The organism is Oricola cellulosilytica (assembly GCF_019966575.1).
GTDB classification, from domain to species: Bacteria; Pseudomonadota; Alphaproteobacteria; order Rhizobiales; family Rhizobiaceae; genus Oricola; species Oricola cellulosilytica.
Genome location: NZ_JAINFK010000008.1, coordinates 1 through 13215, shown reverse-complemented (window position 1 = coordinate 13215; position 13215 = coordinate 1). Strand labels below are relative to the sequence as shown.

Here is a 13215-nt window from a genome sequence, read left to right as displayed (position 1 = left end):
GCGAAAATCAGCCCCGCATATAGGCGGCCTCGGCTTCGCCTGCCAGCCGTTCCCTAACGAGAAATTCCGCGGCCAGCCGTCCGCTGTCGAACGCCGCTTCCGCGCGCGCGCCGATGCACCAGTCGCCGCAGGCGATGACCCGCCCCCGGCAGCCGGCAAGGAACGGCTCGCCCACCGGCCTGTCCACCCGCGCATATCGCCATCGATGAGCGACGGCATGGACCGGCGATAGGGCCTCTCCGCCTGCGGCACCGCGCAACGCGGTGAGAACCGCATCGAGAACCGCTTCCGGCGTTTCCTCCAGATGGTCGCGGCTCCAGTCCGTCCCGGCGTGCACGACGATGTTCTCCAGCCCCTCGCGACCCGGTTTCGAACTGTCGCGCGCGATCCAGCCGAGAACATCCCCATCATTGCCGCGGCGGATATCCGGCAGCCGGTCGATCCGCTTTCCGAATGCCAGCATGACCGACCAGCACGGTGCCATCTGCGCCTTGGCAATTTTCGCGAACGCGCCGTCGATATCCTTGAGCAATGCAAGGCTTTGCGGCGCTGGCGCGGTCACCAGCGCCACTTCGAAATCCTGCTCCCGACCGTCTTCCAGTTGCACCCGAATTGCATCGTCGCCGGCCTGGATCGCGGAAACGCGGCTGTTGGTACGCACATCGATGCCGCCGAGCAGCGGCTTGACGAAACCGCTCATGCCCGGGTGGCCGACATGCCATTCGTCCTCACGGTCCTTGCCGGCGGGCGACCAGTTCATCGCCCCGCCTTCGGCGACGAGCCGGTAGACCGTGTCCAGGAAGGCGTCCCCGCGCGCCGAAACATACTGCGCGCCGTGATCAAAGCTGCCGTAGTCGGTACGCCGCGTTGAAAGCCGCCCGCCCGTTCCGCCGGACTTCTCGAAGACTGTCACCTTCGCGCCGGCGCGCGTCAGCAGCCTGGCGGCTGTCGCGCCCGCCAGACCGGCTCCGACGATCGCGATTCGTGCGGTCATGCTTCGTCGTCTCCTTTGGTCCGTCATCCTGCTCCAACCTAGCGCGCTTCACGTCCAGATTAAGGTTTCCCCGCCGACCGGGGTGCTAAAGCCCGCCCTCCGGCAGTGGCGCAATGCCCCGAAGGGAGGCCTTTCACTGCTTGATCCGTGTCAACGCAAGGGTATGCTGACACTCTAGGATCGCCTCGAACAGCAGGAGAATCCGCAATGCCGCTTTACAATGTCCGCCTTGAAATGGCCCGCGAACCGGGCTTTCCGAATGGCAATCCCAATCGCGGATATGAACTCGTGCTACCGCTCGACAACGCCATGAAGATCGACGCGGAGCAGTGGAAAGAAAATCCGAAGGCATGCACCGTCGAGCGGTTCTGGGACGGCGAGCGCACCGAACTCGGCTATCTGGAACAGCACCGCAACGGCCAGTGGGTTTTCGATTACGATTTCGAGGACGAAGAGGACGACGAGACCGGCTTTCGCCTCGGCGAACACAGTTTCCACCGCGGCGAATATGTCTCGATTGCCGGCCATGACGGCCAGATGCACACGTTCTCGGTGGTCGCGAGCACGCCTGTGCGCTGAACACCGGAAGCGGCCTCAAAATCCCGGATGTCGCTCCACGTCCCGCAGCAGTTCGACCAGCCCGTTCACGGCATGAGCGAGAATCGCCTCGCCGTTCTGCGCCGATGCGCGCGACGCGTCGCCGGCGACACCGCTCGCCGACAGGTCCGACATCTGCCAGCCGAACGAATGCGGGCCGTAGGCGCGCAGATGGGCATAGGTCTCGATGAATTCCGACTGGCGCGAATCGAAGTTCGCCGCGTGCCGCATGTCCACCCGATCCGGGTGGAGCGCCAGCATCACCGACGTCTCGATAAGGCCGCCATGGATATCGAGATGCTTCTCCTCCGCCGAGAGAATGCCGTCAGGCAGCCCGAACCGGGTCCAGCTCGTCGCCACCGCCAGCATGTTGAACCGGACCCGCAGTTCCGTCGCGACGATTGTCATTAGCGGCGAGTTTCCACCATGGGCGTTCAACATCACGAATTTGCGGATTCCCGACCGATGGGCCTGCTCGCCGATACGCACCCATCGCCGGATCGCCTGGTCCCATTCGAGCGTCTTGGTCCCCGGCACGAACATGTGCTCCGGCGAGTAGCCTATCTCCTCGACGGGCAGGAAAACGACCGGTGCCGAGTCCCCCAGTTGTTCGCCCAGCCGCTCGACCAGGGCCTCCGCGATCAGCGTGTCCGTCTCGAAGGGAAGGTGCGGTCCGTGCTGTTCGGTCGCGCCGAGCGGTAGGACGGCGATCCATTTGGCCGCGTCCCCGGGCGCGGTTCCGGTCTGGTGAAGAGCATCCAGCCGCCGCTTTATCTGCCGGTTGGTTTTGTCCGGCTCGTCGGACATCGTTACTGGGCTCCTGCAAACTTTCGTGCGATGGCCCCATGTTCGTGGCGCAGGCGCTCCACGTCAACGTCTGTCGGTAGGCCGTTTTCGATCGTCCATCGGCCCTTGATCATCACCCGGTCGGCCCGATGCGCCCCGCAGAGCACAAGGGCCGCGATTGGGTCGTGCGCCCCGGAGAAACGCAGTTCGTCAAGCTTGAACAGCGCGAGATCCGCCTGCCTTCCCGGCGCAATCGCGCCAATATCGGTTCGGCCGAGACATGCCGCGGATCCCTCGGTCGCCCATCTCAAAACGTTCTTGTGGCTCACCGTTGTTCCGTAACGCAGCCGGTTGACCATCAGCGCGTGGCGAACGGTCTCCATCAGGTTCGATGAATCGTTCGACGCCGATCCGTCGACGCCCAGACCGACACTCACGCCGGCTGTCTCCATGTCCCGCGTTCTGCAGATGCCCGACGCGAGAACCATGTTGGATGTCGGACAGTGACAGACACTTGTCCCGGCCCTGCCCATGCGGGCGATCTCCCCGTCATTGAAATGGATGCCGTGCGCAACCCACGTCTTGGGTCCCAGCCATCCGTTTTCTTCCAGATAGTCGAGCGGGCGGAAGCCGAATTTTTCCTGGCAGAACGCATTCTCGTCCTCGCTTTCCGCCAGATGGGTATGCAGCGCGCATCCGCAACGCCCGGCGAGCGCGGCGGTCTCGCGCATCAGTTCCGACGTGACCGAGAACGGCGAGCACGGCGCCAGCGCCACCTGCAGCATCGCCCCATCCGAGGGGTCGTGGTAGCGCCCGATCACGCGTTCGCAGTCCGCAAGGATGGTGTCCATGTCCTGTACCACGGCATCCGGCGGCAAGCCTCCATCGCGCTGCGACAGATTCATCGAGCCGCGATTGAGCACCATCCGCATTCCGAGGGCGGCGGATTCCTCGGCCTGCACGTCCATGGCGTCCTCGATCCCGTCCGTGAACAGGTACTGATGGTCGGAAGTGCAGGTAACGCCGGACATCATCAGTTCTGCAAGCGCGAGTCGGGTTGCGAGTCTGAAGGCGTCCGGGCCGAGTTTCGCCCACACCGGATAGAGCGCCTTCAGCCAGTCGAACAGTTCCTTGTCCAGGGCCTCGGGATGCGCGCGCGTTACGGTCTGGAAAAAATGATGGTGGGTGTTGATGAGGCCCGGCAGAACGACATGTTCGCTTGCATCGAATGTCACATGGTCGCCGGACGGCACGCCGCCATGCCCGACAAGCTCCGTGATACGTCCGTCCTCGACGACGATGCCGCCGGAGGCATCCTGTCCCTCCTGCGCAAGCACGGCGAGAGGGCGTTTCAGCCACAGGCGTTTCGAAGACATGCCGGCGAGATCCCCCATCACCCAGCGTGACTGTTTTGCGGAAATACCTCCGATACCGAGGCCGCGGAGCGCGTCACTACCTTGAACCGCACACCTTTAGCCGGTTTTGCAACGATCACAACCTGTGGTGACGAATTCAAGCCACCGGGTCGAGCGGTGGAGGAGTCGGCTTCCAGCTTGACGCAGGATTTTTCGCCAGCTTAACTTTCCCGATGAACCGCTACTATATTGAAGATGACGCCGGCGACGCCGCGCGGCTCTTCGCCGGTCTTCAGAACACGGCACGCGCCGGCCGCACCCGCATGGCGCAACTTCTTCTGTCGACGGGCCTCTACGCCGGACAGGAAGGCGTAATGGAACTACTGAGCAGGCGGGACGACTACACGCTCGGCGAATTGGCGCATGCCCTTGGGGTCAAACCGCCCACCGTGACGCGGACCATTACCCGGCTCCAGGAGCAGGGATTCGTCGAACGCTACGCCTCCGATAATGACGGCCGGCAGATCCATGTTCGGCTGACGGACGACGGCCGGGCGCTGCTGTTGCGCATGAACGCTGCAATGGCGGGGGCGGAAGAACACGCCTTCGGGACGTTGAAAAAGAAAGAGCGCAAGCAACTGGCGAAGATTCTGGAAAAGATTGATGCCGCCCTCGCCGCGGATGCGCCCCCGCCCGGGCGTAAAAAGTCCGGAGGCGCAGGCAAGAAGCGCAAGAAATCCCGCAAGAACGGAAAGCCTTGACGGCCCCCCAGCGGCTCCAAAGCGGACGATCGCCCTTCCGCTGCGGCCCGCGCGATCTCTTAGACAATAGACGCACTGCCAGATATCGCCCTTCACATTCGAGGCTCAACGCGTTTAAAGCATTTTAAACGCGTTCAGTGGGGGGTTTCTTGGCGCAGAAAATCAAGCTTTCTACGATCGGCGAGGCACTCGGCGTCTCAACGGCCACGGTCTCTCTCGCCCTTCGCGACAGCCCTCTGGTGGCCGAAGCCACAAAGGAGCGTATCAAGACGCACGCCCGGCAGATGGGGTATATCTACAATCGCCGCGCGGCCAGTCTCCGCACTTCGAAATCGGGCATTATCGGCGTCGTGGTGCATGACATCATGAATCCGTTCTATGCGGAAATCCTGAAGGCGATCGAAACCGAGCTCGACCGTTCGCGGCAAACCTTCATCCTCTCCAACCACTACGACAAGGTCGAGAAACAGCGCGATTTTCTCGACACGCTGATGCAGTTGGGCGCCGACGGCGTGATCATGTCGCCTGCGATCGACACGCCGCTCGACGACATCGACCTTGTGCTGCGCAATGGATTGCCGGTCGTGCTCATCGCCCGCTCCATCCCACGCGCCAGCCTGCCGGTCTTCCGGGGCGACGACGCTTTCGGCATCGGACTGGCCACCAAGCATCTCATTTCACTCGGTCACACCCGCATCGCGATGATCGGCGGCACCGACCAGACATCCACCGGCCGCGACCGCTATCAGGGCTATATGGCCGCCATGGAAAAGGCCGAACTCCCGGTCAAGCCTGAGTGGCGCATCGCCGGACCCCGCACCAAGCAGGCAGGATTCGAGGCTACCGGGGAATTTCTCGCATTGCCCGACAAGCCGACAGCCGCGGTTTGCTGGAACGATCTCGTCGCCATCGGCCTGATGAACGGGATTGCGCGCGCCGGGCTGGTTCCGGGAGTCGACATTTCGGTGACCGGATATGACGATCTCGAGGAAGCCGCCATCGCCACGCCCGCGCTCACCACCGTCTGGAACGGCCAGACGGAAGTCGGCCGCCGCGCGGCGCGCGCTTTGCTCGACCGGATCGACGGCGTCAAGGATCAGTCGGGCAAACTCGACCTGATCCGCCCGGAACTGCATATTCGCCAGTCGACGACTCCCGTGAAGGAACGCAGTTGAAATGTCCAACGCCACAAAGCCGATCAGCATCGTGCTGCCCGAAGGATTCAACCAGCGCGCAACCGACCGCATTTGCAAGGAATTTGATCCAGTCATCCTGAAGCGGCCGGATCCGGAGCTTGTCCCGGCTGAAAAGCGTGAAGAAATTCGTGGCATGGCCGCATGGCTCGATCCAGCCTGGATCCCGCTCATCGACGCCCTCCCGAACCTTGAGATAGTTTCCAATTTCGGCGTCGGTTATGATCCTGAGTCATCGCTCCATGCGATCGGGAAGGGAATCCCGGTCACGCACACGCCATCCGTTCTCGACGAGGAAGTCGCAGACACCGCGCTGGCGCTGCTCCTCAATACTGTGCGCGAATTGTATTTCGCCGAAGAATGGCTCCGCGGCGGAAAATGGAAGAACGAGGGCAATTACCGCCTCACCCCGCTGACGCTGCGCGAGCGCACTGTCGGCATATATGGCCTTGGCCGCATCGGAAAGGCGATTGCCCGCCGCATCGAGGCGTTCGGCCTGATGGTCCACTATCATAATCGCAATCCCGATCCGGAAGCCGGCTACAAGTATCACGATAGCCTCGCCTCGCTCGCCGCCGCGGTCGATACACTGATCGTGGTTGCGCCGGGCACACCGTCCACACGCCACACCGTTAACGCCGATATCCTGAAGGCGCTTGGACCGGAGGGCGTTCTGGTCAATATCGGACGCGGAACTGTAGTGGATGAAGCCGCGCTCATCCGGGCGCTCGCAGACAAAACCATCGCCGCCGCCGGACTCGACGTGTTCGAGGACGAACCGCATGTACCCGCCGATCTGATCGCAATGCGCAATGTTTGCCTTCTGCCGCATGTCGGCTCGGCCTCGGTGCACACCCGCGGAAAGATGGGCGATCTGGTCGCCGACAATCTGGTCTCATGGTTCACGCAAGGCAAGGCGATTACGCCTGTACCCGAGGCCCGCGACATCGCCCGCAGGAGGGAAAATTAACAACCCGTTAACCTGCCTGGAGCGATACTGAGGCCATATCGAGGGGTACGGACTCATGGTCGGAACATTTCTGCATGCCGTCAACGGGGTGGTCATTATCGGCATCACCGGCCTGGCAATCATTGCCCAGCCTGTAAAGCCCGGTGCCGCCCGTGACGAAGCGGCTGTAAGCGCAGCCTTTTCGGACGTGGCTGCAGATCGCTTCACCGTGATCGATCATAGAGCCGGCGAAACCTGCGTGATCGCCATCCACAGGGCCGAGGGCTACGGCGCGCGCCGGGTCGAACCAGGCGATTGCGGAGCGGTCAATGGGGGACTCGTGGCCGCGAGAACCTGGCAGGACACGGCCGCCGGCGATGTCCGGATCACCGACAGCGATGGCAACACGCTGATGAAACTCGCCGCCAGCGACGGCTTCGCGTGGGAAGTCATGGAGCCGCGCAACGTCGCCCTGTCCTTCGAGGCCCGCTAAACCCCGCTCGGATCAGTACTGCGCGTAAACGATGCGGGCGAGACCGAGCAGGATTTCGCGGTCGAGGGCGCCCGACATCGCATAGCCGAAACTGTCGTCGGTCCAGTAGAACGTGCTCACCCCGTCCTGCGACGCGAATCGAAAACCCGTACCTTCGTGCTGCGGATTACTTCCAATCAGCACCGTCAGGCGGTCACTTCCCGCATTTTCATACATCAGCATTGCCCCTGGCTCGTCGACGAATGGCACGAGGCGCCCTCCGACCAGTCTGAAGCCCTTCGAACTCAGATCGGGCGCAAAGAGTTTTCGCCCGACCCGCGCTCCTAGCCAGTTCACCAGGTGCTCCTCTTCATCCGCCCTCACCTCTACCGGGTGGCGCACCTCGCTCGCATAAATCAGATAGTTGGTCTTTGACGCTTCGGGGAGAACCTGTGCGAACGCCGCCTCGCCTCCGCCGTCCAGCATTCTGGTGACAAGCGCACCGGCGCCGGTGCCGGCCAGAAAGAACAGGGCAAAACCGGCGGCGATTGCCGGTGATGTCCACCGGGAGCGCCGGGCGCCCAACTTTCGGATCATCATGCGGTCCGTCGCTCTCTCGGGAAGCGGCGCCTCTCCGAACATGCCGCGAATCGCGGTATTCTGCGCGCGCCACTTTGCGACCAGCGCGGCCGCCTCCGTATCGGACGCGAGAAACGCCTCCACCTCCGCCCTGCGTCCGGGATCGAGTTCGCCATCGACATAGGCGTGGAGTTCGTCGTCTCCGATATTTTTGCCGGATTGATCCGTCATCTGCTTCTCCGGAATTCGACTATGTTGTCGGTCTCGAGAGACCGGGCGAGATTTCGTCTTGCCCTGGAAAGCCGCGACATCACGGTTCCGATGGGGATCTCCAGCATCGCGGCAACCTCGGCGTAACGGTATCCTTCCACCACGATCAGCATTAGGACCGCCCGCTGGTCGGCGCCGAGCCGGTCCAGCGCCGCCGCCAGCCGGTCGCGTTCGAGCGGGTCGGCCTCCACCTCCGACACGGCCGGTTCCCCCGCCTCATCCATCGAAATCAGGTCCGGTGTCCGCCCCTGCGCCCCTATCCTGTCGCGGTTGAGATTCGTCAGTATGGTCATCAACCAGGCTCGCAGGTTCACGCCCCGCCAGGTGACGCGCTTGGAAAATGCCCGTTCAACGCAATCCTGTACGAGATCCTCCGCCTCTTCGCTGTTTCGCGAAAGGCTCCGCGCATAGCGCCGCAACTGCGGCAGCACGCTCAGCAGTTCTTGTTCGAAACGGCTCATCCGGCGCTTCCGAACGGGACGCCGGAGCGCGTCCCGTTCGCCGCGGCGGGGTTACGGCCGCGCGACATGCCAGACATCGTTGACGCCGTCACCGGTCGTGTCGCCTGAATTCTCATCCTTGATCCAGAGATAGAGCGGCATTCCGTCCTTGGCCCATTGTTTCGTCCCGTCCTTGCGTTCCACAATCGAGTAGGTGCCGTCTGCCATATCGCCGTCCGAAGCGGCTAGTGGAGGCCAGTTGACCGCGCATTTGTCGTAACAGTTCGAGGTGCCGGTCGTATCCTTGTCGAACGTGTAAAGCGTCATGCCGTTCTCATCGGCGAGCACGTCGCCATTGTCCGTCGTGACTGTGGTCACCGGGGCGGCCGCGGCGGCTCCGGCGCCGATGAGCGCCAGCATCATGGTTGCGGTTGCGAAAGCGTGTCTCATGGGAATTCTCCTTGGTGGTGTTCCATCGAAAAACGGAAAAGTCCGTTTCCGAAAAGAAAGACACCGCCGGGAGCCGGTTTATTCCCGCCCGCGCAATTTTCTATGCGGCCAGCTCGCGATTTTCCGCGTAGGCGCGCACGGCGTTGCCGAATGCTTCGAACAATGCGCGCGATGGCGTATCGGTCCTCGCCCAGTATTCCGGATGCCACTGCACCCCGATCGCAAAGCCCTTGGCGTCGGTCACCGACACGGCCTCGATGGTGCCGTCATCCGCGGTTGCCTCGATCCGAAGTCCCGGTGCCAGCGTATCGATCGCCTGCCGGTGCAGCGAGTTGACGTCCACCCTGCCGGCGCCGGTGATTGACGCCATGCAGCTGCCCGGCTTGACGTTCACGCCATGCGCGATGGCAAACCGCTCGGCCTGATCGTCACTCACCGGTGCGCGATGGTCGTCGATGCCGTCCTGCTCCTGGATTTCGGTGGCGATCGAGCCGCCGAGCGCCACATTCAGTTCCTGCATGCCGCGGCAGATCGCGAACAGCGGCACGCCCGCCTCGACGGTTGCGCGGATCAACGGCAGCGCCGTCGCGTCGCGTGCCTCATCGAACGGTTCGTGACCCGCGGATGCGGGTTGTCCGTAGCGCTGCGGATGGACGTTCGACTTTGACCCGGTGAGCATCACGCCGTCGACGCGCGTGAGCAGGTTCGTAAAGTCGATCCGCTCCCCCAACGCCGGCACCAGCACCGGCAGAACGCCGGCAACCGTCATTGCCGCCTCGAGATAGGTGTCGGGCGCCGCGTGCCAGCGGTATTTCTCGAACTCGCGCACATCGGCGACCACGGCGACGATCGGCTGCATGACGAAACCTCCATTGATCACCGCGTATATGAGCCGGAGCGGCGGCCGATGCAACGGGTCGCGCGGCCAGCGCGGCCTCACCGCATCGGCTCTGATCCAAGTGGACAATAAAATTTACCAATTCAGGCATTTAGGCGTCTGAGGCTTCTGGACAGCCCAAGGCAAAACTGTAAGGTAACGCAGGGTTCCGCCGGCCGGACGATCGCAGGATTGCCGGGTTCTGGCGGCCCGTTTTGTTTCATCTGGGAGGATCGTATGGATCGTCGTTCGTTTATCAAGAAGACCGGCGCGGTGGGTGCCGGTGCTGCTGCGGCTACCGCGCTGGCCGCTCCGGCCATCGCACAGTCGATGCCCAAGGTCACGTGGCGCTGCTCGTCGGGTTTTCCGAAGGCGCTCGACACCATCTATGGAGCGGCCGAGGTGTTTGCTGACGCGGTGGCGGAAGCGACCGACGGCAATTTCAACATCCAGGTCTTCGCGGCAGGCGAGATCGTCGGCGCGCTCGAAGGGGCCGACGCCGTCACCAACGGCACCATCGAAATGGCGCACACCGCCTCCTACTATTTCTGGGGCAAGGATCCGACATTCGCCTTCGGCACCGGCGTGCCGTTCGGCCTCAACCAGCGCATGACCAATGGCTGGATGTATGAAGGCGGCGGTCTCGATCTTCTCAACAAGTTCTACGCCAAGCAGAACATGATCTGCTATCCGGCGGGCAACACCGGCGCCCAGATGGGCGGCTGGTTCCGCAAGGAGATCAACTCCGTCGAGGACATGCAGGGCCTCAAGATGCGCATTGGCGGCTTCGGCGGCCGCATCATCGAGAAGGTCGGCGTCGTGCCGCAGGGCCTGCCCGGCGGCGACATCTATCCGGCGCTCGAAAAGGGCACCATCGACGCGGCCGAATTCGTCGGTCCGTATGACGACCAGAAGCTCGGCTTCAACAAGGTCGCGCCCTACTTCTACTACCCCGGCTGGTGGGAAGGCGGCGTCGCGCTGATGAACATGATCAACCTCGACAAGTGGAACGAGCTTCCGAGTGCCTACAAGGGCGTCGTCAAGAACGCCTCGGCGCTTGCCAACTCGGTCATGATGGCGCGCTACGACACACTCAACCCGATCGCCCTGAAGGAACTGGCGGCATCGGGCACGCAGCTGCGCCCCTACAGCCAGGATATCCTCGAGGCCTGCTTCGACGCCGCGCAGGAAACCTATGCGGAAATCGGCGCCGAGAACGCCGACTTCAAGGAAATCCACGACAGCTACATGGGCTACCGCCGCGACAGCTATCTGTGGTTCCAGCTGTCGGAGTACAACTTCGACACCTTCCTGATGCTGCAGCAGCGCGCCGGCAAGCTCTAGGCCGCGCCGCCCTTGAAACGAAAGACCCGGGATGGACCGCCATCCCGGGTCTTTCATTGGAACGCTTGTTGCGGCAAGGCGCTATCCCAGTCTCGCCGCTTCCTTCGACAATTCCGTGATCCGCTCCCAGTCACCGGCCGAGACTGCATCCTTCGGTGCGACCCATGAGCCCCCGACGCACAGCACGTTCGGCAGCGACAGATAATCGCCGGCATTGACGGCGGAGACCCCGCCCGTGGGACAGAACCGCACCCCGCCGAACGGCGACGACAGCGATTTCAGATAGGCGGCCCCGCCCGCCTGCTCGGCGGGAAAGAACTTCAACAGCGAGTAGCCTTCCTCCAGCGCCGCCATGATTTCGCTCGATGTCACCGCGCCCGGAAGCAGCGGAACCGCGCTGCCGTCGGCTGCATCGACCAGCTCCGGGGTAAGGCCGGGGCTGACGATGAATTTCGAGCCAGCCTCGACCGCCGCCTTGAAGTCTTCCGCGTTGAGGATCGTGCCCGCGCCGACGATCGCGTCCGGCACCTCCGCGGCGACCGCCCGGATCGCGTCCAGCGCCGCCGCCGTCCGCAGCGTGATCTCGATTGCCGGCAGTCCGCCGGCGACCAGCGCCTTCGCCAGCGGCACGGCGTCCTTCGCGTCATCGATGACGATCACGGGAATGACCGGCTGCCCGGTCATGATGGTGTGAAGCGTTTCCGTCTGCTGCGGCATGGGAGGTTCCTCGGCTGTTCGGTTGCCTGTCAGTTAAATCGGTTTAGCCGGTGCGTCCAGCCCATCGGATGCGCAGGCGCTGCAGGAACCGCCCGATATCGCCCGCGATACCCGCGACCCGCCCGGTAAGGGACGGTACGGCATTCTCGCCCGGAGCCTCGCGCAGCGCCGCCATCGTCGCCGGCCCGGCGATTCCGTCGGCCGGGAGCCCCTGATCGCGCTGGAACCGCTCGACAGCGCGCGCCGTTGCCGGTCCGAAGCGACCGTCCTGCGTCAGCGGATAACCCGCCGCGGTCAGCGAACGTTGCAGTTCCAGCACCCCGGCCCCCCGCGCCCCGCGCCGCAATGGGCTCACGGGCGGCGGCGTTTTCTCCCCTCCGGCATATCTGGCGTAGGCTGCGGCCATTCGGCTGTCATAACGATTGCGCCTGAATTGGGGACCGTTGTAGCGCCGGGCGAACCCTGCCCAGTCGCGCGCCTTCAACAACTTCCCCAGCCCGTTTTTCTTCAGAAAGCGGATCATCAGGGCGATCTGCCCGGCAACGCCCGATCGGGCCTCTGCAGCAAGCGAATCCACCGAGCCGTAGCCGAGATCGCACCAATGCGATCCCATCACCTGGCCGATTCCCCATGAGACGGATTGCAGGGCCGCGGCCCGGTCGAGTGCCATCGCCTCCCCCAGCAGTTTCCAGCGCGCCGCCTGCGAGGCAGGATTCTTTACCGCCCCCGCGCGGGGCGACGCCAGCCCCTTCGCCCGCGCCCTCTGCCGGTCCGCATCGTCGAGCAGCCGGTCGAAATAGTGACCCTCGAAACGGATCAGGGGCTCCTTCCGGCCATTGATCATCGCGAAGGCACGCCCGCCGCTTTCAACGTCCGCGATTGCCAGCAGCGCCGCCGGCTCGAGGCCCTCCTCGCGCGCTGCGCCTTCTATTTCCTTGATTGTCTGTCTTGAGAACACCTTGCCATCTCCACTGTTGTCGCCGTCGCCTCCATTGTGCGCCCGAATTTCACTGGGTGGATAAGTTGGCTGCGGCGCAATGCGGAACGGGCGCCGCGGATCTCTCCGCGACGCCCGTTTCTCCTGCTCTCTTAAGGGCCTGCGCCCTACCGTTTGAAGCCTTAGAAGTCGGACCATTCCTGAGTGACAGCCGCATTGCCCGCAGCGCCACTGCCAAAGGCCTTGCGGACCTTGGTCATCATCGACTTGGCCGGAGATTTGGATGGCGTGCGTTGGTCGTCATTCTTGCCAACCACGGTGAGCGCCGGAGCCGGTTTCGCCCCGCGCGAACCGCCGGCCGAAGGAACGGTGAAGCGGCCGACCAGAGCCGTGAGCCCGTCGGCATCGCTTGCGAGGCGGTGCGTGACGGCGGTGGTTTCTTCCACCATCGCCGCGTTCTGCTGGGTCACCTGGTCCATCTGGCCGACGGCCGC

General features: G+C 63.6%; 15 protein-coding genes and 1 pseudogene. 6 read left to right on the top strand and 10 right to left on the bottom strand.

Annotated elements, in window-relative coordinates; all coding sequences use genetic code 11:
* Positions 1-7 precede the first annotated feature (7 nt).
* Complete coding sequence (locus LC298_RS16745; RefSeq protein WP_158284804.1) at positions 8-994, bottom strand: NAD(P)/FAD-dependent oxidoreductase; 987 nt, start codon at positions 992-994, stop codon at positions 8-10.
* Positions 995-1201: 207 nt separating this feature from the next.
* Here LC298_RS16745 and LC298_RS16740 point away from each other — a divergent pair, with 207 nt between their 5' ends.
* A complete protein-coding gene (locus LC298_RS16740; protein ID WP_131571240.1) occupies positions 1202-1573 on the top strand; it encodes a hypothetical protein in 372 nt (123 codons plus the stop codon).
* Positions 1574-1588: 15 nt separating this feature from the next.
* Here LC298_RS16740 and LC298_RS16735 read toward each other — a convergent pair whose 3' ends face one another.
* On the bottom strand, positions 1589-2398 hold the full coding sequence (locus tag LC298_RS16735) for a creatininase family protein (RefSeq protein WP_131571237.1): 810 nt from the start codon (positions 2396-2398) through the stop codon (positions 1589-1591).
* A gap of 2 nt (positions 2399-2400) precedes the next feature.
* Entirely contained in the window at positions 2401-3753 is a 1353-nt protein-coding gene (locus tag LC298_RS16730; protein ID WP_131571234.1) for an 8-oxoguanine deaminase, read from the bottom strand.
* Positions 3754-3965: 212 nt separating this feature from the next.
* On the opposite strand from LC298_RS16730, the gene LC298_RS16725 reads away from it, so the two are divergent.
* The 4 genes from LC298_RS16725 to LC298_RS16710 all read left to right on the top strand — a co-directional run bounded on the left by LC298_RS16725 (position 3966) and on the right by LC298_RS16710 (position 7128).
* Complete coding sequence (locus tag LC298_RS16725) at positions 3966-4493, top strand: MarR family winged helix-turn-helix transcriptional regulator (protein ID WP_131571231.1); 528 nt, start codon at positions 3966-3968, stop codon at positions 4491-4493.
* Between the two features lie 149 nt (positions 4494-4642).
* The gene (locus LC298_RS16720) at positions 4643-5668 is read left to right on the top strand and encodes a LacI family DNA-binding transcriptional regulator (RefSeq protein ID WP_131571229.1); all 1026 of its coding nucleotides are present in this window, start codon (positions 4643-4645) and stop codon (positions 5666-5668) included.
* 1 nt (position 5669) lies between these two features.
* Positions 5670-6656 carry a 2-hydroxyacid dehydrogenase gene (locus LC298_RS16715; RefSeq protein WP_131571226.1) on the top strand — a complete coding sequence of 329 codons (987 nt, stop codon included), beginning with the start codon at positions 5670-5672 and terminating at the stop codon, positions 6654-6656.
* Positions 6657-6711: 55 nt separating this feature from the next.
* The gene (locus tag LC298_RS16710; RefSeq protein WP_131571221.1) at positions 6712-7128 is read left to right on the top strand and encodes a hypothetical protein; all 417 of its coding nucleotides are present in this window, start codon (positions 6712-6714) and stop codon (positions 7126-7128) included.
* Positions 7129-7140: 12 nt separating this feature from the next.
* Here LC298_RS16710 and LC298_RS16705 read toward each other — a convergent pair whose 3' ends face one another.
* From LC298_RS16705 to LC298_RS16690, 4 genes are all read right to left on the bottom strand, one after another.
* Entirely contained in the window at positions 7141-7917 is a 777-nt protein-coding gene (locus LC298_RS16705) for an anti-sigma factor family protein (RefSeq protein ID WP_131571218.1), read from the bottom strand.
* The gene (locus LC298_RS16700) at positions 7914-8417 is read right to left on the bottom strand and encodes an RNA polymerase sigma factor (RefSeq protein ID WP_131571215.1); all 504 of its coding nucleotides are present in this window, start codon (positions 8415-8417) and stop codon (positions 7914-7916) included. Before LC298_RS16700 ends, LC298_RS16705 begins: the two co-directional genes overlap by 4 nt.
* Before the next feature lie 51 nt (positions 8418-8468).
* Entirely contained in the window at positions 8469-8846 is a 378-nt protein-coding gene (locus LC298_RS16695) for a COG4315 family predicted lipoprotein (protein WP_131571211.1), read from the bottom strand.
* A gap of 100 nt (positions 8847-8946) precedes the next feature.
* Positions 8947-9705 carry a gamma-glutamyl-gamma-aminobutyrate hydrolase family protein gene (locus LC298_RS16690; RefSeq protein WP_131571208.1) on the bottom strand — a complete coding sequence of 253 codons (759 nt, stop codon included), beginning with the start codon at positions 9703-9705 and terminating at the stop codon, positions 8947-8949.
* A gap of 255 nt (positions 9706-9960) precedes the next feature.
* On the opposite strand from LC298_RS16690, the gene LC298_RS16685 reads away from it, so the two are divergent.
* Entirely contained in the window at positions 9961-11067 is a 1107-nt protein-coding gene (locus LC298_RS16685; protein WP_131571204.1) for a TRAP transporter substrate-binding protein, read from the top strand.
* Between the two features lie 81 nt (positions 11068-11148).
* On the opposite strand, the gene LC298_RS16680 is transcribed toward LC298_RS16685, so the two are convergent.
* The 3 genes and pseudogenes from LC298_RS16680 to LC298_RS16670 form a co-directional block, all read right to left on the bottom strand.
* The gene (locus LC298_RS16680) at positions 11149-11784 is read right to left on the bottom strand and encodes a 2-dehydro-3-deoxy-phosphogluconate aldolase (protein ID WP_131571201.1); all 636 of its coding nucleotides are present in this window, start codon (positions 11782-11784) and stop codon (positions 11149-11151) included.
* A gap of 43 nt (positions 11785-11827) precedes the next feature.
* Entirely contained in the window at positions 11828-12742 is a 915-nt protein-coding gene (locus LC298_RS16675) for an N-acetylmuramidase domain-containing protein (RefSeq protein ID WP_131571198.1), read from the bottom strand.
* A gap of 161 nt (positions 12743-12903) precedes the next feature.
* Positions 12904-13215 (bottom strand): annotated as a pseudogene (locus LC298_RS16670) (hypothetical protein); the annotation flags it as partial.